This window comes from Rhizobium sp. R711 (assembly GCF_002211365.1).
Lineage (GTDB): Bacteria > Pseudomonadota > Alphaproteobacteria > Rhizobiales > Rhizobiaceae > Rhizobium.
Window position 1 is genome coordinate 191,069 of sequence record NZ_LOKZ01000001.1, and the last position, 25,932, is coordinate 217,000.

At 58.1% G+C, this 25,932-nt stretch carries 26 protein-coding genes and 1 pseudogene; 9 read left to right on the forward strand and 18 right to left on the reverse strand.

Features of this window, described 5'->3' with window-relative positions; all coding sequences use genetic code 11:
* The first annotated feature begins 34 nt into the window (after window positions 1-34).
* Window positions 35-1,369, forward strand: a pseudogene (locus tag ATY80_RS00890) (LLM class flavin-dependent oxidoreductase).
* On the opposite strand, the gene ATY80_RS00895 reads toward ATY80_RS00890, so the two are convergent.
* The 3 genes from ATY80_RS00895 to ATY80_RS00905 all read right to left on the reverse strand — a co-directional run bounded on the left by ATY80_RS00895 (window position 1,370) and on the right by ATY80_RS00905 (window position 4,015).
* Window positions 1,370-2,023 carry a methionine ABC transporter permease gene (locus tag ATY80_RS00895; protein ID WP_088690625.1) on the reverse strand — a complete coding sequence of 218 codons (654 nt, stop codon included), beginning with the start codon at window positions 2,021-2,023 and terminating at the stop codon, window positions 1,370-1,372. It abuts the pseudogene before it with no gap.
* Complete coding sequence (locus ATY80_RS00900; protein ID WP_088690626.1) at window positions 2,004-3,089, reverse strand: methionine ABC transporter ATP-binding protein; 1,086 nt, start codon at window positions 3,087-3,089, stop codon at window positions 2,004-2,006. The genes ATY80_RS00895 and ATY80_RS00900 overlap by 20 nt, the downstream gene beginning before the upstream one ends.
* Before the next feature lie 92 nt (window positions 3,090-3,181).
* Window positions 3,182-4,015: a MetQ/NlpA family lipoprotein gene (locus ATY80_RS00905; RefSeq protein ID WP_088690627.1), complete on the reverse strand. Its 834-nt coding sequence runs from the start codon at window positions 4,013-4,015 to the stop codon at window positions 3,182-3,184.
* A 267-nt stretch (window positions 4,016-4,282) separates the two neighbouring features.
* Here ATY80_RS00905 and ATY80_RS00910 point away from each other — a divergent pair, with 267 nt between their 5' ends.
* From ATY80_RS00910 to ATY80_RS29300, 4 genes are all read left to right on the forward strand, one after another.
* Window positions 4,283-5,725, forward strand: a complete 1,443-nt coding sequence (locus ATY80_RS00910; RefSeq protein ID WP_245306722.1) for an FAD/NAD(P)-binding protein — start codon at window positions 4,283-4,285, stop codon at window positions 5,723-5,725.
* A gap of 427 nt (window positions 5,726-6,152) precedes the next feature.
* Window positions 6,153-6,509, forward strand: a complete 357-nt coding sequence (locus ATY80_RS29290) for a hypothetical protein (RefSeq protein ID WP_245306723.1) — start codon at window positions 6,153-6,155, stop codon at window positions 6,507-6,509.
* 412 nt (window positions 6,510-6,921) lie between these two features.
* Window positions 6,922-7,092 carry a hypothetical protein gene (locus tag ATY80_RS00920; RefSeq protein WP_245306724.1) on the forward strand — a complete coding sequence of 57 codons (171 nt, stop codon included), beginning with the start codon at window positions 6,922-6,924 and terminating at the stop codon, window positions 7,090-7,092.
* Between the two features lie 199 nt (window positions 7,093-7,291).
* On the forward strand, window positions 7,292-9,079 hold the full coding sequence (locus ATY80_RS29300; RefSeq protein ID WP_280950654.1) for a flagellin: 1,788 nt from the start codon (window positions 7,292-7,294) through the stop codon (window positions 9,077-9,079).
* 36 nt (window positions 9,080-9,115) lie between these two features.
* Here the strand turns inward: ATY80_RS29300 and ATY80_RS00935 are convergent, their stop codons facing one another.
* The 3 genes from ATY80_RS00935 to ATY80_RS00945 all read right to left on the reverse strand — a co-directional run bounded on the left by ATY80_RS00935 (window position 9,116) and on the right by ATY80_RS00945 (window position 12,005).
* Window positions 9,116-9,793, reverse strand: a complete 678-nt coding sequence (locus tag ATY80_RS00935; RefSeq protein ID WP_088690629.1) for a helix-turn-helix transcriptional regulator — start codon at window positions 9,791-9,793, stop codon at window positions 9,116-9,118.
* Window positions 9,794-10,899: 1,106 nt separating this feature from the next.
* The gene (locus ATY80_RS00940; protein WP_088690630.1) at window positions 10,900-11,280 is read right to left on the reverse strand and encodes a hypothetical protein; all 381 of its coding nucleotides are present in this window, start codon (window positions 11,278-11,280) and stop codon (window positions 10,900-10,902) included.
* Window positions 11,281-11,741: 461 nt separating this feature from the next.
* Window positions 11,742-12,005 (reverse strand): hypothetical protein, encoded by a 264-nt coding sequence (locus ATY80_RS00945; RefSeq protein ID WP_088690631.1) that lies wholly within the window; start codon window positions 12,003-12,005, stop codon window positions 11,742-11,744.
* 656 nt (window positions 12,006-12,661) lie between these two features.
* On the opposite strand from ATY80_RS00945, the gene ATY80_RS00950 reads away from it, so the two are divergent.
* The 3 genes from ATY80_RS00950 to ATY80_RS00965 all read left to right on the forward strand — a co-directional run bounded on the left by ATY80_RS00950 (window position 12,662) and on the right by ATY80_RS00965 (window position 14,865).
* Complete coding sequence (locus tag ATY80_RS00950) at window positions 12,662-13,027, forward strand: VOC family protein (protein WP_088690632.1); 366 nt, start codon at window positions 12,662-12,664, stop codon at window positions 13,025-13,027.
* 822 nt (window positions 13,028-13,849) lie between these two features.
* Window positions 13,850-14,176: a hypothetical protein gene (locus ATY80_RS00960; protein WP_088690634.1), complete on the forward strand. Its 327-nt coding sequence runs from the start codon at window positions 13,850-13,852 to the stop codon at window positions 14,174-14,176.
* Window positions 14,177-14,523: 347 nt separating this feature from the next.
* Window positions 14,524-14,865, forward strand: coding sequence for a hypothetical protein (locus ATY80_RS00965; protein WP_245306725.1), 342 nt, complete (start codon window positions 14,524-14,526; stop codon window positions 14,863-14,865).
* 251 nt (window positions 14,866-15,116) lie between these two features.
* Here the strand turns inward: ATY80_RS00965 and ATY80_RS00975 are convergent, their stop codons facing one another.
* Window positions 15,117-15,680, reverse strand: a complete 564-nt coding sequence (locus ATY80_RS00975; protein ID WP_088690636.1) for a hypothetical protein — start codon at window positions 15,678-15,680, stop codon at window positions 15,117-15,119.
* Window positions 15,681-16,220: 540 nt separating this feature from the next.
* Here ATY80_RS00975 and ATY80_RS00980 point away from each other — a divergent pair.
* Entirely contained in the window at window positions 16,221-17,138 is a 918-nt protein-coding gene (locus tag ATY80_RS00980; protein WP_088691446.1) for an isoaspartyl peptidase/L-asparaginase, read from the forward strand.
* Window positions 17,139-17,522: 384 nt separating this feature from the next.
* On the opposite strand, the gene ATY80_RS00985 is transcribed toward ATY80_RS00980, so the two are convergent.
* The 11 genes from ATY80_RS00985 to ATY80_RS01035 all read right to left on the reverse strand — a co-directional run bounded on the left by ATY80_RS00985 (window position 17,523) and on the right by ATY80_RS01035 (window position 25,904).
* Window positions 17,523-18,524 (reverse strand): LacI family DNA-binding transcriptional regulator, encoded by a 1,002-nt coding sequence (locus ATY80_RS00985; protein WP_088690637.1) that lies wholly within the window; start codon window positions 18,522-18,524, stop codon window positions 17,523-17,525.
* A 228-nt stretch (window positions 18,525-18,752) separates the two neighbouring features.
* Window positions 18,753-19,244 (reverse strand): ion channel, encoded by a 492-nt coding sequence (locus ATY80_RS00990; protein ID WP_088690638.1) that lies wholly within the window; start codon window positions 19,242-19,244, stop codon window positions 18,753-18,755.
* Between the two features lie 92 nt (window positions 19,245-19,336).
* Entirely contained in the window at window positions 19,337-20,029 is a 693-nt protein-coding gene (locus ATY80_RS00995) for a hypothetical protein (protein ID WP_088690639.1), read from the reverse strand.
* Window positions 20,030-20,062: 33 nt separating this feature from the next.
* Window positions 20,063-20,632: an OmpA family protein gene (locus ATY80_RS01000; protein ID WP_088691447.1), complete on the reverse strand. Its 570-nt coding sequence runs from the start codon at window positions 20,630-20,632 to the stop codon at window positions 20,063-20,065.
* A 25-nt stretch (window positions 20,633-20,657) separates the two neighbouring features.
* Window positions 20,658-21,086, reverse strand: coding sequence for a cysteine rich repeat-containing protein (locus tag ATY80_RS01005; RefSeq protein WP_088690640.1), 429 nt, complete (start codon window positions 21,084-21,086; stop codon window positions 20,658-20,660).
* A gap of 59 nt (window positions 21,087-21,145) precedes the next feature.
* Complete coding sequence (locus tag ATY80_RS01010) at window positions 21,146-21,415, reverse strand: hypothetical protein (RefSeq protein ID WP_088690641.1); 270 nt, start codon at window positions 21,413-21,415, stop codon at window positions 21,146-21,148.
* Between the two features lie 119 nt (window positions 21,416-21,534).
* Window positions 21,535-22,146: a HupE/UreJ family protein gene (locus ATY80_RS01015; protein ID WP_088690642.1), complete on the reverse strand. Its 612-nt coding sequence runs from the start codon at window positions 22,144-22,146 to the stop codon at window positions 21,535-21,537.
* Window positions 22,143-22,742 carry a HupE/UreJ family protein gene (locus ATY80_RS01020; RefSeq protein WP_088690643.1) on the reverse strand — a complete coding sequence of 200 codons (600 nt, stop codon included), beginning with the start codon at window positions 22,740-22,742 and terminating at the stop codon, window positions 22,143-22,145. Before ATY80_RS01020 ends, ATY80_RS01015 begins: the two co-directional genes overlap by 4 nt.
* Entirely contained in the window at window positions 22,739-23,773 is a 1,035-nt protein-coding gene (locus ATY80_RS01025; protein ID WP_088690644.1) for a HupE/UreJ family protein, read from the reverse strand. Before ATY80_RS01025 ends, ATY80_RS01020 begins: the two co-directional genes overlap by 4 nt.
* Window positions 23,770-24,714, reverse strand: a complete 945-nt coding sequence (locus ATY80_RS01030) for a peptidylprolyl isomerase (RefSeq protein ID WP_088690645.1) — start codon at window positions 24,712-24,714, stop codon at window positions 23,770-23,772. Before ATY80_RS01030 ends, ATY80_RS01025 begins: the two co-directional genes overlap by 4 nt.
* 14 nt (window positions 24,715-24,728) lie before the next feature.
* Complete coding sequence (locus ATY80_RS01035; protein WP_088690646.1) at window positions 24,729-25,904, reverse strand: hypothetical protein; 1,176 nt, start codon at window positions 25,902-25,904, stop codon at window positions 24,729-24,731.
* Window positions 25,905-25,932: the final 28 nt, after the last annotated feature.

The following is a 25,932-nucleotide window of genomic DNA, read 5'->3' on the forward strand; positions in this document are numbered from 1 at the left end:
CGACCTGCCGGGTCTTGACGGCACAGGGAACGATATGAAGCAGATGCAGATCTATGCATTCGACATGAACTGCGTCGGCCATATCAACCACGGCATGTGGACGCATCCACGCGATGTGTCCAGCCGCTACACTGATCTTGATTACTGGGTGGATCTTGCCCGCACCGCCGAGCGGGGCAAGCTGGACGGAATATTCCTGGCGGATATCCTCGGCGTCTACGACGTCTACAAGGGGAGTCCGGCGCCCAGCTTCCGGTCAACGACCCGTTGATGCCGATCTCGGCGATGGCCTACGTCACCAAGCATCTTGGCTTCGCAGTCACGGTCAACACGACCTACGAGCCGCCCTATCTTTTGGCGCGGCGCATGTCGACGCTCGATCACCTGACGAAACGTCGGATCGGGTGGAATATCGTGACCGGCTACCTCGACAGTGCGGCACGCGCCATGGGTTTTGAGAGACTGCCGGAGCACGACGCACGCTACGATGCGGCCGAGGAATATCTCGAAATCCTCTACAAGCTCTGGGAGGCAAGCTGGGACGACGATGCAGTGCTCAGTGATAAGGACCGGGCCATCTTCGCAGAACCTTCGAAAATCCGCGCCGTCAAGCACGACGGCCAATATTACAAGATGGAAGGCATTCATCTTTCTCAGCCTTCGCCACAGCGCACGCCCCTGCTTTTCCAAGCATGCGCCGCCGCGCGCGGACAGAATTTCGCGGGCCGCCACGCCGAATGCGTCTTTCTTGCCGCACCGACCCCGCAGACCACCCGGCCGACAGTGAAAGGCCTGCGGCAAAAGGCCCGGGCTTTCGGGCGCGAAGCGGACGACGTGCGCGTTCTTAGCCTCATCACGGTCGTCGTCGGACGCACCGGAAAGGAAGCAGTTGGCAAGCTCGAAGACTACCGCCGGCATGCAAGCGTGGAAGCATTCCTGGCACATTACTCGGCTTCTATAGGCGTCGATTTATCAAAGTACGGCCTTGACGACCCGATCGAGCAGAAGGCAACCAATGCAAATCAGTCCGCGCTCGCGGCGATCACGACACAGGCATCAAAGCCGGTGACGCTGCGCCAGATCATCGACCAAATGGTGCTTGGCAGCCGCATGAGACCGATCGTCGGTTGGGCCGAGCAGGTGGCCGATCCCTGGCAGCGTGGGTTTGCGATAGCGGTGTGGACGGCTTCAATCTGGGGCGCACGGTGGCACCTGAAAGCCTGCGCGACTTTGTCGATCTGGTCGTACCGGTGCTGCAGGAGCGCGGCTCTTCAAGGCAGACTGTGCCGAAGGCCCTCTTCGACAGAAACTGTTCGGCGGCAGCGGCAGGTTGCCATCCTCGCACCCTGCCGCTGTGTTTCGCCGCTGACTACTTGTGGTCGAGCTTCGCGACCACTCGATCACCGACCCACTGTATGCCGCAGACAAGGGCGATCAGTACGGCGACGACGGCGACCATGACGGCGGTCTCGAAGCGTTGGTAGCCATAGCGGATGGCGAGGTCACCGAGGCCGCCCGCGCCGATCGCGCCGGCCATCGCGGATGCGCCGATCAGGGTTACCAGCGTGACCGTAAAGCCTGCGACGATGCCCGGTAGCGCTTCGGGAACGAGGACTTCGCGAATGATCGTCCACCGATTGCCGCCCATGGCACGCACGGCATCGATCAGACCGCGGTCCACCTCGCGCAACGACACTTCGGCAATGCGGGCGTAATAGGGTGTTGCGGCGATAGCGAGCGGCACGATGGCCGCCCAGGTGCCAAGTGCGGTGCCGACGATCAGGCGCGTCAGAGGGATCAGCGCGACCAAGAGGATGATGAAGGGTACGGAGCGAAAGCCATTGATGATGGCGCCAAGGATGCCGTTCATCCAGGCATTCTCAGCGATTCCGCCTTTATTCGTGAGAACCAGCGCGAGACCAAGCGGCAGGCCGAAGACTAGCGAGATCAGCCCGGATGCGCCCGTCATCAGGATCGTTTCCCAGAGGGAACGAAGCAGGAGATTAAACATGATCGGTGTCATAGCCGAGGACCTCCACCCTTGCCGAGCGTGCCACTAAAAACTGCAGAACCTTGTCTTTCAGGGCTGGGTCACGCATCGGGACAGCAATGAAGAAACGCGCCACCGGTTGGTTCTGGATGTGATCGATACCGCCATGAACGAGCCGGAAAGATTGCGGCAGTGCTGCGGAGAGATCGGAAAAAACCGCTCCTTGCGCTGCCGGTCCGGCCATGTCGATGCTGAGGATTGCCTCGTCACCAGACGTCGGTGAAAGCCGGGAGGCGACATGTTCGGGCAATTGCGGACGGCTGCCGGACAAAAGGCTCTTTGTGATTGGCGCTTTCGGATCGGCAAAGACGGACCAGACCTGGCCTTCTTCGACAATACGGCCGGCGTCGATAACAGCGACGCGATCGGCAATGTTGCGCACGACTTCCATCTCATGGGTGATGAGGACGATCGTCAGGCCCAGCTTGCGGTTGATGTCCTTGAGAAGAGTAAGGATTGCTCGGGTCGTTTCTGGATCGAGTGCCGATGTCGCTTCGTCCGAGAGCAGCAATGCGGGACGCGCGGCAAGCGCTCTGGCAATGCCGACGCGCTGCTTCTGTCCGCCCGAAAGAGACGATGGATAGGCCTTCGCCTTGCCGGCGAGGCCGACAAGCTCCAGCAATTCATGGGCGCGCGCCAGGCGTTCAGCCTTCCCCACGCCGGCGATTTTCAGCGGCAGCGCGACATTTTCCTCCACCGTCCTCGAGGCCAGCAGATTAAAGTGCTGAAAGATCATGCCGACGCGGCGGCGAAGCGGCTGCAGGTTCTTTTCGTCGAGACCAACAATGCTACCGCCCTCGATCTCGATCTCGCCGCCATCAGGACGCTCCAGACCGTTGAGGCAGCGGATCAATGTGGATTTTCCCGCGCCACTGCGTCCGATGATGCCGAGGATCTCGCCCTTGTGGACGGTGAGCGATATGCCGTCGAGCGCGGGAGTGGCACCGAAATGCCGATGCACGTCGACAAGACGGACTACCTCTTGCGACACCGCCTCCGGCGTGGCTCCTATGGCGCAGCCTGATACGATAGAATTCATGGTCTTTCCCTTCGCAAACGCCCAAGGCGGCCCGGGCAAGGAACGCCCGGGCCGCCTTGTTCAACGCGCCTAACCCTCGGCGCGAATGTCGGTCAGTAAGCGCTGACGCCGGTTCCCTTATACATTTTGTCGAACTCCGCCTTAACGGCGTCGTTCTGGTAGGACGCCACCAGTGTCTTCACCCAGGCCTCGTTCTCGCTGCCCTGCTTGACGGCGATGAAGTTGCGATAGGGATTGTCGGCGATCGGCTCCTGTGCGATGCGGTCGGCCGCAGACAAACCCGCCTTCAGGGCCCAGTCGGTGTTGACGACTGCAGCATCCAGATCGTCGATGGCGCGACCGACGACGCCGGCATCAAGTTCCTTGATCTCGACGTTTTTCGGGTTGTCGGTGATGTCGGTGACAGTAGCGAGAATGCCCGTTTTGTCCTTGAGCTTGATGATGCCTTCGTTCTGCAGCACGCGAAGGGCGCGACCCTCGTTCGACGGATCATTCGGCACGCCGATTGTCGCACCTTCGGCGATCTCGGCGACTGTCTTGTGCTTCTTGGAGTAAAGACCGATCGGCCAAACGGCCGTGTATCCGACCGGCACGATGTGATAGCCGTGCTGCGCGATCTGATTGTCGAGATAGGGCTTGTGCTGGAAGGCATTGGCGTCTACTTCGCCGCGTTCCAAGGCCTCGTTCGGCTGTGTGTAGTCGTTGAAGACGACCGTTTCGATCGTCAGACCTTTCTTGGCGGCTTGCGCGGTCACGACGCGCCAGACGTCTTCGTCCTCGCCGCTCATGATGCCGACCTTGATCGACTTGTCCTGCGCGAAGGATGCAACAGGCGCTGCAAAGGCAATCAGGGCGACCGTCGAGGCAGCGATTGCGGCAAGGCTTGCACGACGCGTCAGGCTTGATGTGAACGTCTTCTTGTTCATTGTGGTGTTTCCCGTCTTGAATTGATGAGGCGAGCTCGAGCGGTCAGATAATTTCAAAACTGGCGATCGTAAACCAAGCAAGCCGATCTCTATTGCGTTGCAGCATGGAAAAACTCTTCGGCGTCTAACGCCATCGTGGGATGAAAATTCTACTGATTTAGTAGAATATTGCCATTGCCGGGCACCTCGAGCGACTCTAAGTTAAGCCATCCAAGCGCGAAGAACAAACATGCGCTCCTGAAACCCAGACGATGTGGACCGCGGGCATTGAAACAGGATAGCACGACATCACAGCGTTTCCCCCGCGACAGAAGGCGCCGACCCGTGGTGGCGATCATCGGCGGCGGGGTTTCGGGCGCCGGTGTCGCGTACCACCTGGCGCACGCCATGACTGACCAAGCGCCAGCAATCGTCGTCTTTGAGCCGCGGCGCGAGCTCGGCAGAGGGCTTGCCTACGATACGACCGATCCGGCGCACCGCATCAACGTTCCAGCCGCCCGCATGAGCCTGCTGCCGGACCATCCGGCGGATTTCCTCGAATGGATCGCACGCAATGACGCGATCGCCGATGACCCTGAAGCCTGCCGGCCAGATGGCAGCCTCTTTCCCAGACGTCATGTCTTCGGCGCCTATATTGCGTCGGCACTCGCCCCGTTTGTACGCAGCGGCGCGGTGCGCCACCGCCGCGCCCTTGTTACCGGGGTGCGTCGTGACGGTGCTCTCTGGCATATAGCAGATAGCCAGGGCGGACAGCTGTTTGCCGATTTTCTGGTGATCGCGACCAGCCATCCGTCGCCATCGACGCCCACCGTTCTGCGCGCGCTTATAGGACACGATCGGTTTGTGCCGGATTCCACCTGTGCCGGGGCCCTTGACACCATAAACGCAAACGACCGGCTGCTGATCGTCGGCAATGGGCTTACCGCCGCTGACATCGTTGCCTCGCTCGCGCGGACCGGCCATCGTGGCCAGATAACATCCATTTCGCGCCGGGGGCTGCGATCCAGGGGCCATGCACCTTGTCCGCAGGACCCGTTCGGCGAGTTCGAGGCAGCGCCGGCTCATAGCGCGACCGCACTGTTACGCAGCATCCGCCAAGCCATTATGCGTGCAAAGACAGCCGGGCTGACATGGCACGCCGTGATCGATCAGGTACGCGGCCACGGCCACGCCATCTGGCGAAACCTGCCGATTTCAGAGCGTCGCAGAATTGTGCGCCATGTGAGGCCCTATTGGGACGTCCATCGGTTCCGGATCGCGCCGCAGGTCGAAGACGTGCTGGAACAGGCAATTGCGGACGGCAGAATGGAGGTACTCGCAGCTTCCGTCGCTCGCGTCTATCGCGAGGGCGAGGTCATGCATGTGGAACTTAAGCAGCGACATGGGCCGCCGTTGCAGAGGAGCTACGATGCCGTGGTCGTCACAACCGGTCCTTCTCATGGCGGCATTCTCGAAAGTCAAGACTGGCTGCTAAGGCTTCGCGATCAATCGCATTTGCGGCTCGATCCTACCGGTCTCGGCATTGCCTGTTCCGAACGCTCTGAGGCGATTGGTGCCGATGGAAACCCCGATCCAAGCCTGCTTATTTCCGGCCCTCTGGCGCGGGGCACGTTCGGAGAGTTGATGGGGCTGCCGCAGATTGCCGAACATGCGGTCTTCGTAGCCATCGAGTTGGCCGCGAAGGTAAGGACAATGAGGGCTCATACCTAGGACCCGCGCGCAGCCGCCCCCGAAGCGCCAAGCTGTAACACAGGGGCGTGGGGCTCACCTCACCCGCCATTGCGCCTAGAGCGATTTTCCAGCACGGCCAGCATCTTCGCTTTCGGCGTTGAGGTCAGGGACCTCCAACGGAACGCCCGCCGTGTCTACGGCCCCTTACGGGGCGCATTGCGTAGGTAGTCGTCTACGCGATCCAGAGCAATAATGCGTTCCTCCCGGATCATTGGACACCTGTCGAGTTTCTCGGGCCAGCAAAGGACAAGCATCATCATGAGGGAGCAGGTTGTGCGCTCAATGGGGCCCCTAAAGAATTAGCGATCAAAAATATACAACGTTTGAGTGAGGAAACCGACAGATTTGACGAATGGTAGATGCTGTGGCGGTCTGCCAAGCTTGGTTCATCTGTAAGGGGGGAGCTATGGCTGGGGAATATCGCCTCTATTCGGAAGGGAAATCCTGGTCCATCATCGATCAAGCAACGCTCGAGCCAGCACGGCTTGATGGCGTTCCACTTTCATCCATGGAAGCAGAGGAAGCCAGGCACATGCTGATTATTCTAAAGGGCATTGATCGCGTCAGGAGCGCGTCTCGCAAGTCGGCATCGATAGCGAAAAGGACGCGGCCTGCAAGAGTGACGATTTCCCCTCCTCCAATCGTGCGTGACATGTTCGAGATGCTGCGACCGCTCACGGTCGATTACACGCGCTGCCCTGATGAACCAGAACATATTGCTAAAGGTAATTTGAATTTGGAATACGAGAATGGGGAAGGTTGAGCGCCGAGCAGCTCTTCTTCCAGGTGCTCGAACAATGCGGTTCGAAACCCCGCCGATGCACCATTTCTAAATCTTTATGATCGATTCGTGCTAACCACTTGAAAGACATTTCGGCAGTTAGAAAGCCCAATTCCCGGGCATATTGAAGATGCGGTAAAAACCAGTTCTCGTACGGCTCGTCGGTCCTCGACGTTTCCTGTTTCCCATAATTTATAGGGACTTGCGAGAAACTCCTCGGAACGGTAGTGCGAGTGAGTGTGGAAACCGTTGCCATAGAGTGCAGGCTTACAAGCCCCCTGCTAAAACCCGGCAGGAGCCGTCGCTAGCCACGGTTCTGCATTTATTCACTCCAGGATAATTGACTGGAGGGCGACTGCGGCAGCGGGTTTGGAACAGCAAGCGGAGATCATCCGTGCGGAGGCCAACCGCGGGCTATTCAGCGGCAGATCTCAGCACAGCCTGTGGCGGCAACATCGCGCACTATCTCAAGAATCGGCGAAGGGAAGCTGTTGGCGAAAGCGCTGACGGTAAGCTGGCGGGCGACGCCTCGCCCGTTATTACGCCTGGCTTCAATCAGCAATGAACGTGGACGCCAGCACCACTCAAACCCTGACGTCTTTGACCGCCCCTTCGCTTCCGGCATGAGTTCACGGCATTCGGGTATTTCTACCCCTCAGCTTCGCCTGACTGTTTAACTCTTGGAAACCATAGTCGACGCGGGCAGGAGGCCCGCAACGGCATCATGATGATCCTGCCAGTTCTTAATCCCACTGCGGTACGTCATGACAAGCATTTTGACCAATACCGCCGCCACGGCGGCCCTACTAGCTTTACGTGCGCTCGATTCCAAACTGAGCAGCACCCAAGACAGGGTCAGTTCGGGACTGCGGATACAGCAGGCATCCGACAATGCCGCCTATTGGTCGATATCCACGACGATGCGGTCAGATCGGGGAGCAGTTGCGGCCGTGTCAGATGCATTGGGACTGGCAGCGGCCAAGGTCGATACTGCCTACGAGGCGATGGTGCAGACAGGAGACGTGCTAAACCAGATCAAGGCGAGACTGGTCGCCGCGACCGAGAGCGGTGTCGACAAGGCAAAAATCCAGGACGAAATTTCGCAACTGGTCCAGCAGACCGTCACGATAGCAAATTCGGCCTCCTTCAACGGCGTGAACTGGCTGAACACCGACGTCCATGACCTCTACGAAGCGGACCCGAAGGATCGGTCCGCCAGCCTTGTTTCGTCGTTCGTCCGGAATGCCGATGGCACGGTCAAGGTCGACACGATGTTGCTCGACCAGATCATGACCTCTCTCTACAACAAGGAAGGCGGCGGGATCCTCGACGGCGATCCGCGCAGTCCGCTGACGATTGGCGGCATGAGAGGCGAGAACTATTCCACGGATGTCATCACAAACGACTATTTAACTGAAAACCTCTCACGGGGCTCTGTCGCAACGATTTCAAACTCTCTGCCTTTTCACATTACTTCCGGTCAGCAGATCCCCGACGCCATACTGTTTTCCACTACGGACAAAATAACGTTTGATATGACGCTCGACGGCGACAACCCGTCACAAGGATTGTCCGCGCCTTTAAATCCAGGCGAAACCGTTGGCGTTACCGTGAACCAAGCTTTGGTTATCTCGCAACTGGGGAAAGCATCGATCAGCAATGCAACCGAAATGTCGCAAGTGTTGAACGCGGCGTTTGCGGCGGCGGGAATAAGCACGGACGTCTCAGCCGCCCCTGTCTGGCACCATCCTATCGGCGCTCCCGCTTACCCCGACCCGGTGCAGTACGACATCGATACAACGGAGCAATCCGGGCTCAACGGTTCTCAAGTCCAGATTACTAGTTTCAGCTCGACTTTGAACGCTGGGACACTTGGGAACGCCAACGCCTATGGGGTTCTCGGTTCGGTTAAGACGCTTAACTTCACGCCTTTCAAAATTTATCGCGACGTGTCTTTGGATTTCACGTTTGGCGTGAACGGCGAGGCAACCGAGACCCACACCATCGATCGCGCGACAATCAATTCCATCCTCGGGACGACCGACGGCTGGATCAACACGGCCGACGACATGGTGACGGTTCTGAAAGCGCTGATCACCCGTCCCAATACAATTATCGAAGCCAGCGGGTCGCAAATTCTCGTTAGATCAGACCCCCTGGACGATCGTTTGAACGGCGCGAAGACCGAAATAGGCTTCAAGAATATGATCGTGAACATCGAACCCTTGCCGATGAGCGGTTTGAAGGCCGTCGACGTCGAAAAGAATCCCGGCATGGTGAGTGCCTATCTCGTCAGCGTCGAGAGCATGCTCGGGCGCGTCATCGATGGGGCAGCCACTCTCGGCTCGCTCAAAAACCGCATCGATATTCAGGCCGAATTCGCGAAAGACATGATCGACGACATTTCGTCGGGGATCGGGCGCTTGGTGGACGCCGACATGGAGGCGGAGTCATCGCGTCTCGTCGCCCTGCAAACGCAACAGCAATTGGCGCTCCAGTCGCTCAGCATCGCGAATAGCGCGCCGACCAACGTCGTGGCCCTCTTCCGGTAATGCCGCCGCTGAAATCTCCACGGGATAGATCCTAAGTCAGCGTGATTGATCCAGATGAGTTGCGATCAGCATAGACACCAGATGCACGATGTTCCGGGCTCCATATCGCTGCTTCAATCGCTCCAATCGATGCTCAATCGTCCGGTGTGAGACATCGAGCGTGACGGCGATCTCTTTCGCTGTGGCACCCTCAATGAGGAGCTGAACGATCGCCTCATCGCCCACGTCGAGTTTTTCCTGTTGCTGGGGCGGACTGAGCAAGAACTGCGCATACGATGACGAAATGATCCACTCCGGGCGACGGACGTTGCGCTGCGGCAGGAGGATGCGATCGTATCCGAGATTGATACCGAAGAGCTTTGTCTTCACCAACTCCATCGACGGCTGCTGGCTGTCGAGCACCTGCAGCAGCCGAGGGATCACGGCTTCGTCCATGTAGGTTTGGTCCTTGAAATCTCCAATGTAGGAATCGGTGAATATCTTGTTGATGTTGAGCACCCGTGACGTGAAGCCCGAGTGGCGGATGGCTTTCATGAACCATCGTTTCGGATCGTCACCCTTAATCGTGAACACCGTCAGACGCATCTTGATCGACAACAGGTCGAGTACGTCGCGGTACACTACGTCTGGCGAAACCGGTCGTTCCGGATCCGTTTTGAGCCAGTTGTCGAGCATCTTGCGCGTGAGTGCGCTGAAGGGTGTTTCTTTAGCCATGTGTATTATCTCGTGATCGTACCGCAGTTGCCATACACAACCTAAAGCCGAAGATGAGGCAACATCGCAAAACCACCGAGATCGAACTTAACGACTTCTATCCACTACAAAAAGCCGGAAGTTGGGGAACTGCGCACGCCAATTTAGGCGTGTGTAATATTCTCAGTCAAATCGACCTGAATGACGTTGATCGAGTTCTACCGAAATCAAGCAGGAACGGCTTGCCGCGCTCATGCGGGACCGCCCTGCGCTGGCAGACGAATTGGCTCTTATTCTGTCGCGACGACTTTAGCAGAGCGGCTTCAGACGAAGGGATCGATGGCGCACGGAAACGGGGCAACAACGTTTGCCGCGAGAATGCGAAAGATCTTCCACTTGTCCTAGCGCAACAATCCAGTGCCATTCCTGCCCTCTAGGGCACCTGATGAGATCTTCATAGCCCCTCCCGGCCATCGGCAGGTGACCGCTCTGCGCCAATTGTGGCTGTTGAGATCGCCCCCGTTCGAGAACTAATCTTGGATCGGGCTCGGCTGACGGTTATGATCACGAAGCGAGAGAAGGCTGCGTGAGCGCGTCGGCCAACCGAGCTGGCGGAGTGACGTCGCTGCAGCGCTTTTATGAAGACCAAGGAATAGATTCGTCTCGCCGACGGATGGCAGAGCCTGGGGACTGTTCCATTACTCCACGAAAGCCGATCCGGCGAAGTTGAAAGGCCTCAAGAATATTCCACCATCAAAACGTAGGAGAGCGGGGAGTTGATCGGAAGTGAAACCAACCGAAGCCTCGCGGCTCTAGCTCCCGAATGGCTGATGGTCCTATCGCGGGCTTAACTTTTTTCGGACACTCACCCAATCGGACATTTCGAGAAGCGCTGACCATAAATGGTTCGAACTTTCTCCCGTCCGGTGCACTCGCTCTTGGATCTCCGTCTCTTCAATACCCACGCGAAGGCCGCTCCGCGGCGCCCGCCTTGCCCCCGCCATGCGTCGAAGCCTCGTCGGTATGCTGCCGTAGTGCTGCCGAAATAATCGACATCAAACGCTAACGCGACAGGAATACCGGCCCGCGCCTCTCGCAAATGCTTACGACCAGTGCGAGAATGAACCTTAACTGACGATGCCGTTCTGTCGGCACACGGAAGCAAGATCATTTTGTACGTTGCCTTGTGTGGTCAGGGCAAACGACGGCTTGGCTTTCCCTCCGACACTCGTCGTTGTCAAAACACCTGCGAAAGGCTCACCGCCAGTGAAATGGCCCGCCCCGTTCTTGGAATTCACAACGCCGCAGACATAAATCCCTGATGTTTTCTGAGAGGCCCTGATGTTTTCAAAAGTCGCGCTGGCAGGATCTTTCAGGAACTTGCGAGTTCCATCCTGAACCGTCGAAAGCTCAGCCTTCGAAAGGGTGTAGGGGATCGCCTGTTCCGGCTGCGGGACGCCCGTGCAGGATTCAAGCATCAGCATACTGACAACCACGATTTTCTTCATTGAACTCCCCTCGACATAGGTCGCTGGCCGCATGGCTCCTTGAAAGGCTCGCCTCAAGCGATTGCTAAATCAATGCATTATTTCGACGTATATCGTCGCCCGTTGAACTTCCCGCTCGCGCCGAATGTCCCTGACTGCAGCAATTATTGACCGCCGTGTGCCTTAGAGCACAACGGCGCTAGTCGGGGCATGATAATCCAACGCGCGCGCCAGTTCGTCGTTGAGTATCCGGATTACTCACAAATTGGGGCTGCTTACGGCATGGGCGCGACACATTGCGGTATATGGCTTCCCGGTGATGAGCAAGGCATTAACCCGCTGAGACCTCGCCGTGACTGCAGCCGCTGAGATGGGGCCGAGGTTCGTGCGTGCGTCCTGGCTTGCGGGGTCATGCGACCGCATGGCCAGTCGCGCCCGGCGCGCCTGGCGCGAAACGACGGGCCAAAAAGGACAGCGCACATCTACTCGCAGATATTCCTGTATCGCACCACCCGGTGGCCATAGCGGTATCCGTAATATTTCTGTGTCCAGCACCGTTGGCGATAGCGATACGGGCCGCCATCGTCATCGTATGCGTAGCGAGGCGGGTAACGATGATACCGTGGGGGTGGCGGGTCGTCGTAGTAACGAGGTCCAGCGCCGTACTCAAAATAGATTTGAGAGAATGCCGGCGACGCTGACAATACAGTCGCAAGTGCCAGCGCTGCGATAGCGAGGTTTTTCATGTCTTGTTTCCCAATCCGAGTTGCACAGATCTGCGAGTTGCAGCTCGTTGCCTCGAACACTGATAGCATTGGCGTTGTTTTTGAACACCGGACCTAAGTCCGACCGCTCCGGGACTTCAGCTCTGGTTCGTTTCAGGACTTTGGTCCAACTGTTCAAGACGGCTGGTCGCTGCATAATCTGCGGTGTCCCAACCCCTCGGACACCGGAATGCTCCGGACGCCCCTCGCGTATCCCCTCGGAGCCTTCCGGAACCCGGTTTGCACTCTTCAGGAAGCAGAGGGGCGAACTTCAACTTTTGCGAAAAAAGCAGACTAAGGAAACGGGCCGAAAGAGCTATGGTCAGTGTTGCAGTTGCGCACTCGACTCGCGGCAGCCGCAGTGTTTCAGTAGCGAAGCCTGAAGTTGGGAGTTGGCGATGTACTACGAGTGGAACGAAGCGAAAGCGAGAAGGCAACATTTAATCAAATTCGTCTCGGTCTGGTTGGCGGCTATTGCGCTGGCATTCCTTCCGGTGTGGTGGCTGGTACAGGAAACCACGTTCTAGCGGTGAAATCTAACGCTGGCTGCCGGAGGCAGCGGGACCGATTCAGCTGTCTGTCTGTCGGAATTTGATATAGATTAGCTCGCGTCGCTCTCAGACAAAGGAGAAGCCGCAATGGTCTCCGTCCGATATATCGTCATCGACGTTGACGAGGCGGTCGCGTTCTATCGAAACAATCTCGATTTCAAGCTCGACAAGCACAATCCAGGCAAATTCGCCGCACTGATGCGTGACGAGCTGACGCTTTATCTGAGCGCCCCGGGTGCAGGAAGCGGTGGTCAGGCCGGCGGCAATCCGAAGCCTGGCGGATGGAACCGGTTTATGATCGTCACGAAGGAACTCGACGCGCTGGTTGAGCGGTTGCGCCTCGCCGATGCAAGTTTCCGCGGTGATATAAGCGACGGTGGTGCCGGCCGCGCCATCCTGCTCGAAGATCCGTCAGGCAACATCATCGAGCTGTTCGAGTTCAAGAAGAAGTGAGCTCCTCCTGTTCACCGATGCCAGGAGTCTGTCAATTCCAAACTGCCGCTGGATCTCCCACCAATCGGCGCCGGAATTGCGGGCATAGCGCGAATAGCGCAGCTTTATTTCGCAGGCTTCCCAACCCTTCTTCATGATTGGATTGCCAGTGGCTGCTTGATGCCCAGTTTGCACTGGCGGGGCCCTCAGTAGGCACACGAGAGCGCATTGGTTGGTCTGAAGCCATGGCTGCAGGCGGGATTGACGGAATGCCGTGGCTGATATTGAAAATCAGCGCGATTTGAATTGTCCTCGGTCGTGCAGGCCGAAACAATCACGGCCAATCCGATCAACATTGCGGCTGCAACGAAAGCGCGACATTTGCTCATAGGTGTTTTCCTCCCAGGCCGAGCTATGGGGAACAATCTACCACCCCATCGCCCGTCCGCGAGGTGAAACACGAACACGTCTACCGCCACCAATGACATACCGCCGCATGGGGGCAGAGCTAAAAAACTTGGGACCCCATCTGACCGGAACAAGGCACGGGTAAAGATGATCGTGACATCACGGGAACGGACGCAATCACGGATATAGCGTCACCGCACATTGATTTGGAACCGGCGCGGCACTTGCGTTCAATCCCGCTCGCCGTGTTGATTGAACTTCGTCCCGGGAGGAGGCATTGAAGGAAGGCCGACGAAGTCTTTGGTTCGCAGACGTTAAAAACTGCGACCATGTTCCGCGGCCCCGTAGGTCAACCGAAAAATTAACTCGTCAACAAACGGCAGTTTCGATATTTTGGTCACAACTAATCCGCTTAAGTTCGGAGGTGGGTGAGGCATGGCAAGCATTTCAACAACACCAGATTTTATCTCCGAGCTCGTTCGCGCCGTAAACCAAATTCACCTCCTGACGCTCAACGAGCGAAAAGAGATGGTCGCTCGCGGCATCGCCAGGATCCACGAGCTGCGGCACACACTTGACGGAAGTGGAGCCGATACCCCCATGGCCTCTCGCGCGCTCAGCGAGATTGGGACATTGATTGAGGAGATGGACGATACACCAGACGAACTCGTCGCCGCCGCATTCATGGTTTTGTGCGACGAAATCAACACCCTGCTAAAGGTTTGTGAAACCGCTTCTGCGCCCAAAAGGGGTGAGCCGTGACGCGTGCATCCGAGCTTCTGGCTGCAGTGCAGTTCCTTTCGATGCCCAAGCGGCGACCCCCGAATGGAAGCGCGGGAAGGATGACCCTCTACCGGTCGGATGTGCAGGGCTGAGGCCCGCCGGGCTCGCAAAAGCATGGGCAGGACAATGACATCCAGATCATTACCGAACGAAACACCGAGAGGTGGAAGTGGCCGCCCAGATGCAGTCGAAGGTAATAAAGTCCTGACGCGGCAAGCGGAACCATCGGATGGTTCGTTAGATGACCTATCCGGACCCGACGGGTCGGCGCGAGGTTCTGCGCCGCGTGGGTTGGATCTACCTGGTAGAGACGGAGGAACTCTGAGATGACATTGCATGTGATGCGGATCGTCATTCTGGCGTTGTCGACGCTGTTGGTATCCGAAGCAGCCCGAGCAGACACGCTCCCGCTTTCCAAAATCAACCGGAAAATTGAGAGCCACATCCAACATAGCAACACGAAGAAGAACGTTCAGTGCCTCGAATTCATACTGAAAGACTTTCAGGAGCGAAAAATACGCAAGTCAGACATTCTTGCTACATTCGATGATCCGAATATCGACGGTATCGGTATCGGGATAGCTGAAACTGACGAGAACTACAGTTGCGAGGCCGGAGAACTGCGCTCCTGGGAAGCGAACGAGTACCAGGTTGCAAAGACATTCTAATAGGGCATAGATCCTGCGGAGCTCAAGTGTTCTCCAGCCGGGCGTGCGCTCCTGAGTGCGCCTCTCAATTCCTTTGAACTTCTACGATGATGCCATGGCGCACCGCATCGTCACTGACTTCCATCGCCTGCTCCGCGAGGGTTTTCTTTTTTCTATGCCGTCTTCCTTCAAAGCTTTTAGGGCAAAGCGAATTCATCGCGACAGGCATGGAAAAGAAGGCATTATCATTTATTTCAACATAACAGATGAGGCTAACGAATAGCGGCGCACGCCAACTCGCCAGACGCCTGATCTGCATTCTTTGCGAAGGCTTCGAGCTCTGGATCGAAGTCAATGTCGACCACATTATTGAAGACCGCAGTTGCAAGCATAATGCCAGCAAAGGCCACGAGATCGACGAGCGTCTTGGCATCGTAACGATGCTTTAGCTTCGTCCAGATCTCTGTGGGGATGGCGTTGGAACCGTCAACGATTGCCTGGCCGAATGCGTTGAGAAGGATTTCTTCTTCGGAAAATATCATATCGTCAGGGTCGAACCCCGCATTGATCAGCGCCCGGCGAAAGAACGTGATGGCAATCATCGAGCCCGCGGATTCTGAAATGGCGTGCGAGAAGACAAAAATCGATCTATCCGCAATTGAAGAGAGCTCGGCGCGAAGCGTGAACCATTCGGCGTAAACGCGATGGGCGACGGGCGAATGCAGCAATGTGCGCTTCATGTTCGTCATCCGGCCGCGCGCCCTCACCTCCTCGTCGTGTGCGGCCCTGATCTCTTCGGAAGACGTTGCGTAATCGATCTGTGGGATATGGCTCATGGCGATGCTCGCTTCATGGGGGCAAGTGCTTGGTGTTTGCGTTACAGGAAACCACGCTTCCGTAGCATTTCATTGCTCTTTGCACTATCGGCTCCCGAGCCCAATCCAGCAGCTCATGGGCGCCGGGATTTCATAAGGAAACTTTCCTGCATTCTTGACAGCATTTGATCGGCCCGACACGATGGAACCGGTTTCACTCGCACCCGTGGAGAGATCTTGCGTGTTCGACCTATCAATTTTCTTGCCGCATCTCGGCGTCCTCGGCAAGCTTCCCTTCTGACGCCAGAAGCATGCGTGTGCGCGCTTTTCGGCAACGCCATCCTGGGCGCGTTCGCGGTGATAGCGCGCGCAGGATGGCACGAAGATGTTGTTCGTCACTCACGAGGTCGAGTTTGCCAGGCATGCGTTCCGATCGCATCGTCTTTCTCGACAAAGGGCAAGTCGCTGGTCGACTTGCCGACCAAAGGCTTCTTCTGCGCCGCGGCATGGACAGCCGTCAGCTGCCAGTTCTTTCAAGATGCGCAAGGATTGAGGTTCAAGATGCTCCTTTTAGCCAACAAAGAAGCCTGGCCGGGTTTTCTGACATCCGTCGAAATGTTGCGTGACGGCACAATCAGCCTCGATGCAATGGTCGCCGGGATCAGCAAGGTGGAAAGCGACGTGAGGGTGCGAAGCGTCGGCTACGGCGGTTGGCCTAACATGCTTGGCCATATGGAGCTCGATGCAGCCGTTATGGATGGCAACACGCGCGAGGTCGGGACGGTGGGCGCGGTTCCTAATACGCTTGCCGTGGCGCGCCTTGCCCATCAGGTCATGAAGCGTCTGCCGCACGTGATGCTCACGGGCGAAGGAGCCCGGCGCTTTGCCAGCGAAATCGGCTTCCCAGACGATGACGTGTTGTTCGAGGACAGCAAGCGGGTCTGGTGGGAGCGACTGGAAAAGGAACTCTCACCTGCGGATCTGGCGAAATTTCCAAACATTCCGTTGGCTCCTCTCAGCTGCGCCATCACCGATCCGGAGCGCGTTCGCGACACGACCGTCTTCCTGTCGGCCGATCCCGAACGCGGCATCCATGCAGCGACGTCGACCTCCGGTTGGGCGTGGAAATATCCCGGCCGGATTGGCGACAGCCCTATCCCAGGTGCAGGCTTTTACGCCGACAGCCGCTACGGCGCGGCGGCGTGCACGCATACTGGCGAAATGACGATGCGCTGTTCGACAGCGCGCACGGTCGTTCTTGCGATGAAACTTGGCTATTCACTTTCCGACGCGGTGAAGCTCGCCGTCGATGAGCTGAATGAACTCTCCTGCGGATTCCTGGCCGGCGTCGTGATCCACGCTGTCGATTCCAAGGGAAACCATGAAGTCGTGAATTTCAGATGCGAGGGCGAGATTCGCTACTGGCTCTGGGAGGACTCGATGCCCGAACCGGAACTGCGGGCAGCCAAAATGGCATGATCATAAGAGGGAATGAACCATCAAATGCATTCTCCCTTGTAGCCCTGAAGCGCTTTTTGAAGACCGCCGTTCCAGAAGACACAGCGCGTCTGTTTCGATCAATTTACAGCTGGCGGCTTCCTGCGAGTGCAGCGGAAGGGGCTCGAAGCAGCAGTCGAAGAGCCTGCCCTGCTCGGCGCGACCAAGAACCCGCAGTTCGTGACCGCGGCGGCCTCACCAAGGAGGACGCGGAGTTCGTCCGCTGGCTCGACTTTGTTCGTTTCCGATTACGTCCGGTCTGGCGCCTGCGGCAAACCACAAGAAGTGGCGGGTCCGATTTCCAATTCCCTGCCCTCACCCCAGCGGTAAGTTTGTTGCGGGCCGTCTTCGGGCGGCCTGTTTATGTTACGCGGTCAGGCGCGGCACAAAACGTGTCGGCACTGTCACGGGCGATTGGCCTGGCGTGAAATTGCCGGGATTGGCAACGGCATCGACGATATGACGAACATAGAGGGCCTTGTCATAGCCGATCGAAGAAATCGGGTACGCGTCGAAATTGGTCAGAGACAGATTGTCAAAGCCGTAGAGGCGAAAACGTGAGGGACGGCCATTGGGAAAGTCGGCCCGGCATACGTCCAGGATGCCCATGGCCATTGCATCGGATGTGCAAAATACAGCATCGCAAGGGTCAGAGCCCGCAAGGGCTCTGGCTGCAGCATGGCCGCTTTCATAGGAATAGTCGCCCTGGATAGATCGAATGAGATCGATCCCATAGTATGAAAAGGCCTCCTCGTAGGAGCGGATCCGTGCCTGCTCGACCTGAGAGGATGCCCGTCCTGTCACAAAGACGGCGTTGCGCACTTTTTTGGATGCGGCATGAGCGACGGCTTCGACGATGCCGGCATTCTCGTCGGGAATGATGACGGGAGAAAACTCGTCGTGAAGGCCGTTCAGCATGATGACATGGTCGGAGCGGAACATGCGGCGCACGGTCAGCGCGTTGGCAAAATCGGAAAAAACCAGCGCCGCATCGACATGATAGGCGACGCCAGTGCGCAGAAATTCTTCGACGCGCGCAACCGAGCCGATGCGGATCAGAATGACCTGTTTGCCAATAGTTTGGACCTGATCGATGAGCCGGTCGAACAGGTCAAGGTCGGAAAGATCATGGATGTGATTGACGACGACAGCCACAAGATTGACGGTCTTGGTCGTCAGGCTCTGCGCAAGCAGGTTCGGTTTATAACCAAGACCTGCAGCTGCGGCGATCACGCGCTCTCGTTTTTCAAAGGAAACCGGCCGCGCTTGGTTGGAAAGCGCCCGGCTCGCGACGGCTCGCGATACCCCCGCCAAGCGCGCAACATCGGCAATCGTCGGGGAAGCGTCGCGGCTATTGTCGTGATTCATGATCGAGAGCTTTCCACCTTTGGAAGCTTAATAACGCAACGTCGCCTGCTTCCGCTATGTCATTCTTCACTCGTGCGGGCGGGCGAGCCGCCCTATATGAATTTTTCTTATAAGGCCGGCTGACCACTTGACCAAGCTTGCCGGGCCTTGCGGATTCCACCATTTGCCGATCGATCGGACCAGCTGATTTGAGGCTGAGGAGCGATGCGAGACGGCTATTGTCGCACCTCATTGCTCTCGGCTTTCCTCCCGCATACGCTCGTGCCTTGCCTGCAGCATGTCGAATTTTCCGAAATCGGTCATGATGCTGACCAGGACGCTCCCCGTCCAACCAAAGGTGAATAATCCCGACATGCCGATGATCGGCCCGAGCAGACGCCATCGGTCTGGAAGGGTGACATTGCCCTCGCCAAGCGTCGTATAGTTTTCCAGGACGTAGTAGTAGCTGTCGCGCATCGAGGGGATAATCGCCCTCATGTAAAGCGGTACCGCCCAGACCAGTGTCTCTGCAAAATGCAACGCCGCCAACGCGGCGATCGTTGCGGCGAGCATCAAGTTCAGCCGCCAGTGCGGCGTGCTACCGGTCACATTGGCCCAGGATTTGCTGAACTGCCGGCTGATGCGCCTGATACCGACCCCGTGCACGAAAATGACGACGATCAGAAACACGGTGCCGACAAGAATTTCCAAGACGGGTTTTGGCGTCGATAAATCGTCCACTCTGTGCATCCTCAGTCTTGTCACACCCAGAGGGAGGCTTTCTTGCACCTCCCTCTGGCCAAAAATAGCACCACCTGTTGCTTTTCGTGGTGCTAGTAGCAGGGCGGATAGGGATAATAGCCGCAGGCCGGAGGCGGGTAATAGTAATGACGTTCGGAAGCGACAGCCGCGCCCAACGCTGCGCCTGCTACGACGCCTGCGCCGTAGTATGCGCCAGGATGCGCGTACCATCCACCACGCCAGACCGCTGCACGACCAATACCCCCGACGGCGACGCCGCCGTACGGGCCACGCGCGGCAAACCAGTCGATGAACAGGGACGCGGGACCATCGGCACCGGCGAGATCACCTTCAAGGATCGCGACCTCAAAGGTGAGGTTTCCACCCTCGAGCTTGGGCGTCTTCAGGACGACGACGGCATCGGCGACGCTATCGCCCTTGCCGCTCAAGACCGAGATCGTCGCGTTCGGAGGATCCTTGGCAAAGCTGTCGGGGCCCTCATCCCATTGTTTGATGAATTCTGATGTGAGGACATGGCCGGCGGATCGCACCGGGCGGTCGGCGAAAACGATCGACGTCGCTGAGATGCCGCTCATTGTGAGCTTGCCGTTCTCGAGCTTTGCACCTTGGGAATTGAGGACGGCCAGCGACGGCACCATCTTTGACTTGGTTGCGCCAATGGTCTTCTGCGCGGGCGCTGATATGGCGTCCTGTGCGAGCGCTGGAGGAGCGGACAATAGGCCCGCTACCGCGACGACCAAACATATGTCGAATAATCTAGGCATTGGTCTTACTCCCTGGATTTTCCTTGAGTGGCACTATTTCAGAAGCCCCAGATTGATCAGTTGTACGCGCCGGTTGTCGGCCGACTCCGGGTGGCCGGGATCAATCGGCCACTCTTCTCCGGCACCGACTGAGAAGAGGCGATCAGGCGAAACTGCGAAGGTGGTCGACAGCGCTTCGTTGATAGCGTCGGCCCGCTTCTGGCTGAGTTCGAGATTGTGCTTGGCGGTTCCAGTCGCGCTCGAGTGTCCGACAATGAGGAACTTGTACCGGAACAGGTCCGGATGGTGCAGCGCGTCCGCGATCAGCCCCACCGTCCGGTAGGATTTCGGCTCGATGGCAGTCGAGTTGTTTTCGAAATCGATCTCGACGATCAACTGCGAGAGCTCCGACAGCTTGCCCCAGTTGGGCAGCGCTGCAACGCCCTTTCCCACATTGGCGTTGGCTTCCTCGACGAGGAGCGCGACATCGACGGCAGGTGCCGCCGAGCGCACCTGTGCGAGAGTACCCATGATCTGACTGTTGTCGAGCTCTTGGGCGGAAGCGACCAACGGAGCCAGAATCAGGCCGAGTGCGAATGAAATGCGAAAGCTGCGAACTATCATCTTGTTTCCCCTGTCGTTGGCCATATCAACGCCATCCTGCGTCGGTGATTGCCTCGTTGCATTGCTTGTTGTCGACGCGCTTCGTCTCGACGAGGCAGGAGAGAATGTTCCCGTCCCCTTTCACGCCGTTGCAGTACTGGGAGATGTCGTGCTGGCAGACCTTGAATACCGACGCCTGCGCTTCCTGGCGCTGAGCGATCGACGTCATGACGCTGCCAAGGGTCGATGTGCAGGTCGGCGAGACCTTCGATGCGTTTTTCTCGAGGCAGGCCTGAATGCGACCGTTTCCGAGGTTTTGGCCATTGCAGAATTTCTTGATGTCGGACCCGCATTCCTTGGCAAGGGTCGTAACCGCATCAGCGTAGCTGATTGTGTCTGCTCGACCAACGGCTGCTATGGACAGGAAAGCAGCGAGCGCCGCTCCGGCAAAGATGCCAATTCTTTCTATCATCATTGTTCCTCTCTTGGAGCGATTGATCTCAAGTGGTCATTTTGCTGATTGCGTCGTGATGACTATCGCCGTGGTGGTCTGAACGGAACGATCGCTGCTCTGGCGAGGGTCTGCTCGATCTCGATCCGCATGCTGTTTATGAGCTCCTGGTACTCGGCGATGCGCTCGTCCCGCTCAGGATCGGATGACCGTTCCCATTGCAGTTTCTCCTCATGCGCAGTCAGAAAGTCGTCGCAAAGGTCGCGAAACCCCTCGTTGCGGGGGGCGAGTTCCTCAATCGCCTTGGTGCGCTCCCTGAAGCAGCTCTTTACGAATGCAACACCGTTCTCCATCCGGTTTATCCATTTGCGTACGTCGCCTCACAGCAGGCGATCTCAGAACAGGATGATCTAAATCTTTCCCTTTGCACCGTATGTTACTGTAACAAACGGTGCAGAAGCTGCGATGGCCGTTATCGCAGCCCCCATCCCAGAAGCAGCAGGCCACTCGCGGCAGTCCAGCTGCCTGCCACACGCATCGCAATGCGTGTCCAGTCCCATTTCGCTTTCAGCACCGCAGCCGAGACGAGCGCGATCAAGACGAAGACAAGCCCGGCGGAGCCTATGATCGCAGAGAGGCCGTCACGGCCAGCGGCATAGGCCGATCCGAAGATAAAGCCCTCGAAAGATCCAAGGAGGATCGCCAAGGATACAGTCGTCCATGCCGGTATTTTAACGTCGGCCGCCGCCAAGCATCCCAGTATGAGCAACGGCAGGCCTTCATAAGCCGGATTGATAGCAAGCGGGCCAAGCCGCATTCCGACCAGGCCGAAGGCTGTCCATGCGAGGGGCAGGAACAGGACAGCGATGCGAGCATGGGCAAGTCCCCGGAGCCCGGCGAGAACACCAAGCGCGACAACAGGCAAGATGGCTTCGGGCGACATCGAAAAATGCGCGATCCCGTCGTAGACCGGCCCAAGCCCCGTATCGACGAGATGTGCGCTGGCGCCGACTGGAATTGCTGCGATCCCGACCGACGCCAGTAGGGCGCGCAAAGGACTGTTCTTTTGGATTGCCGCCGTCATGCCAATGCATTCCATAGGAAGAACGCGCCAACGGCTCCAACCATGCCGCCGACCGCCCTGACGGTGATCTTGCCCCATGGCCACTGATACAGCAGACCGATGACGATGCCGACTGCGTGTAACAGGCCAGTGGCGATCACGAAGCCGAGGCTGAAGAACAGCGCGTTTTCTCCGACCGGCAATTCAGCACCATGTGCGTAACCGTGGAAGATCGCGAAAACTCCAATGAGGATCGCTGCCGCGAACAAGGGCGGTCGAGTTTCGGCCAGGACTGCCGCCCCCAGCAAGACGCCGGACAGTGCGATGCCGATTTCACCGCCGGGCATAGGAATGCCGAGAAGACCCAGGAAGCCGCCGAATGCCATGACAAGGGGGAAGGTGATCGGCAGCATCCAGATGGCGGGCTTTCCCAGTTGTGCGCCCCACAGCCCAACGGCGATCATTGCCACGACGTGATCGAGCCCCGTGACCGGATGGAAGAACCCGGCGGCGAAACCTGAGGCGCCGCCCGTCCCGACATGAGCTTCGGCGACCCCGGTTGAGAACAGCAGTGCTGCAAAGACAAGGCCAATGCCGCGATTTGCCGAATGTTTCATGCCATTCCCCCAAACATTGCGACGATGCGATCAATGGTCCAATACGCGCCCAATATCCCGACCACGTAGGCGGGCATCAGTTCCAGACCGCGTGGCAGTCTGATCTCGATCGATTTCAGGGCGGCGATCAGCAGGAGAATGAGCCCGACGAACGCCAACTGGCCCGCCTCAACGCCCAGATTGAACATCAGCAGGGCGAAAGGGATGTCGCCTTGCGGAAGACCAAGCGCCGTCAGTCCGCTGGCAAAACCAAAACCATGCAGCAGCCCGAAGGCGAAGGAGACGATCCAAGGGTGGCGGATCGTGAAGCTCGTCTGTCCACGCCACACCCGGACGATCTCGGGACCCAGAAACAAGATGGACAGGGCAATCATCGCATTGAGCGGCAGCGCCGGAATCTCGACCTTGCCCAGCGTCGCGGCGGCAAGCGTTATGGAATGGGCGACCGTAAAGGCGGTGATCGTCTTTACCAGCATCCACCGCGAGCGAACGATGAAAAGCAGACCGAAAACGAACAGCAGATGATCGATACCGAGAAGGATGTGCTGGAAGCCGCTCACGAAGTAGACCCTTGCCGCGGCAAGTGGACTGCGGGTGGCGGAAAACTCGATCCATGGTTGGGAGGGGTGGATCATCGTCGTCTCGACGGTACCGTCCAACAGATGAACGCGGACCAGCACATCGGTGATCGTCGCCTGTAGCCCTACGAATTCCACTCGGCTGCCGGCAAGGCCACCGCCATCTGTCTCGATCACCCGCGTCTGGACAAGCGAATCCGGAAGGTCGCGCTCGGCCGGCTCCGTCACGTTGCGCACGCTCTCGGGAAACCGCAGGGCGATCGGAAGCCGCATGCCTGACAGCATGGGAGTCCGCCAAACGACCTTATAATGGTTTGCCGCCATTTCATCGATCTGAAGATAGGCGGGCCGTATCTCGTGGGCGACGGCGCCCGAGGCGAACGCGACGGCTGCCACGACGACCGCAAACAGTAAACCCCAAAGCGTGATGGGCAAGTTCAATCGAGCGCTCATTGGGCTGACAACTCAATCTGGGTGCTCGCGCCTTTGGGAGCGTCCAGGCCTTGAAGGTCATCCGCAGTCACGGCGGGTAAGCTCACCACGTAGCGTGAACGCATCTCCTTCAGAGCGTTGTTCTTCACCTCAACGTAGCGCTCGTCGAGCCATGCCGATTTGACGGCCGGCGCTACTTCCTCGAAAGCAGGAACCCGTCCTGGCTCGATGGAATCGACCCATATGAGATGCCAGCCGTAGCCGGACTGTACTGGTCCTTGCCAGGATCCCGGTTTCAGGGTGAAGAGCGTTTTGGCAAAGTCGGGTCCGAACTCCTTGGCCATCTGATCGGGGGTGGCGTCGCCATAGTAATTCCGGAACATGAACGGGTCGGCGACCGACGCGACCTGCGGCGAGTCAAACGGTTTGCCAGCGACGGAAGAGATGGCGGCTTCGGCGGCTTGGCGAGCGGCCTCGCCGCGCTTGTCAAATGAGAAGTAAAGATGACGAAAGCTGAGGTGTGGCGAAAGCGCGAAGCGGTCCGAGCGGGTCGCATACCACTCCTTGAGTCGAGCGCTGCTTGGCTCGTCCAGCGTCGCCAAGTCCGCGGCCAAAAAGTCCATTTTCTGGGCCAGCCGTCGCTTGATGATCTCGTCGTCGCGATCAAGGCCAAGGGAAACGGCCTCGCGGAACAAGATCTCTTCGGTGACCTTCTGATCCATCAGACTACGCATCTCATCCGGCGTCGGTAGCGGTCGGCCCTGGGCCAGCCAGGTCACCGCGAGTTGACGGACATCGTCCTTCGTCAGAATGATCTTCTGCTGGTCGGCGGCTTCCTCAGCTGCGGGGGTGAGAAGCGGATAGGCACCGAAGAGAACCACGCCGACAACGACGAAGTGCAGGAGCGGTTCGCTGAAAAACCGCTGCCACTTCTTTTCTCTGACGTCGGAGAAAACCTCCATAGGGACACCCATTGTCATTGATCGGCAGGAGGACCCAAAGCTGCCTGAGCAGTGGTCAGCGGACTGCGTTTGAGATAGCTGAGAATGGCAAACTGCTCGGCGGGATCGCGCACCGCCTTCGATCTGATGATGGCGACATAGTCCGCGGTCGCATCCCACGCCTCCCAGTCCGCCAGTTCTGTGGCGACGAACCCGGCCATCGGCTTGCGCGCCTCGATGAAGTAGCGATAGGCCTCGATCACCCGCCGGCGGGGGATGGTGCCGTCGGCTCCGCCGTGGACGCTCAGTGCGAGAAGAGCCGCCTGAATTTCCGGCAGGGTCCGCTGGCGATCGGCGAAGAAGGTTGTCTCCAGCCAGTCGACGCGGCTTGCACCCCGCAATTCCAGATCGGCTGCCAGCAACGCCGAAAGGTTGGTGGCGTCCCGTGACGTCAACGCCGTGTCGATTTGCTGTTCGAGCGCAACGGCTGTACCGGGACCGTTCGCGATCCCCAACAGCAAGGTATAGGCTGGACGTCGAGAAGCCAATCTCGGATCGCTGGTCCAAATCACCAGTTTGGCAGCATCGAGCTGTGGTTTGAGCAGCCGCGTCACGCCGTAGGGCGCGCGCGACAACTCGCCATAAGCGATCTCGGCCACCAAAGGTTCAGGGCTTTCAAGTTGCGACGCGACGACGACAATCCGTTCGCGCCATTCGTCGTCCGTCAGATACGAGGATGTGAGGGTCAGTTGTGGCCAAATTCTCTTCGGCGTCGCTGCGCTTTGCTTCGTCCGGGCGAGTTGTCGTAGCCACCCGGCAAAGTCGGCCGGCATTGCACCCAAGCTTGTCCATTTCTCGGAAACCGTGTCGTGGAGGAGAAGCAAGGGCTTCTTGTCGAGTTTCGCTGCCTCTTTGTCCCCGACGGTCAGACCGTCGACCGACATCACCGCCTGAGCGGCCGGAGCAGTCAGTCCGGGCTGCACGAGAACATCGCCGACAGTGGCCTTCCCCTTGACGACTTCGATGACGCGGAATCGTCCTTGCTCATCCACGCGAGCGGCTAGCACCGCCTGATCTGCGGCATCGAGCTTCTGCCCGGGTGTGACCACCAGTCCCGAGAAACAGATGGCGCATGCCTGTGCATTCCCAGCGAAGGTCAGGATCACACTGCCGATGCTCAAAAGCAGCCGGACGGACGCCTTCGTTATCATGGGTTTCTCCATTGCCTCCAGCCAACTG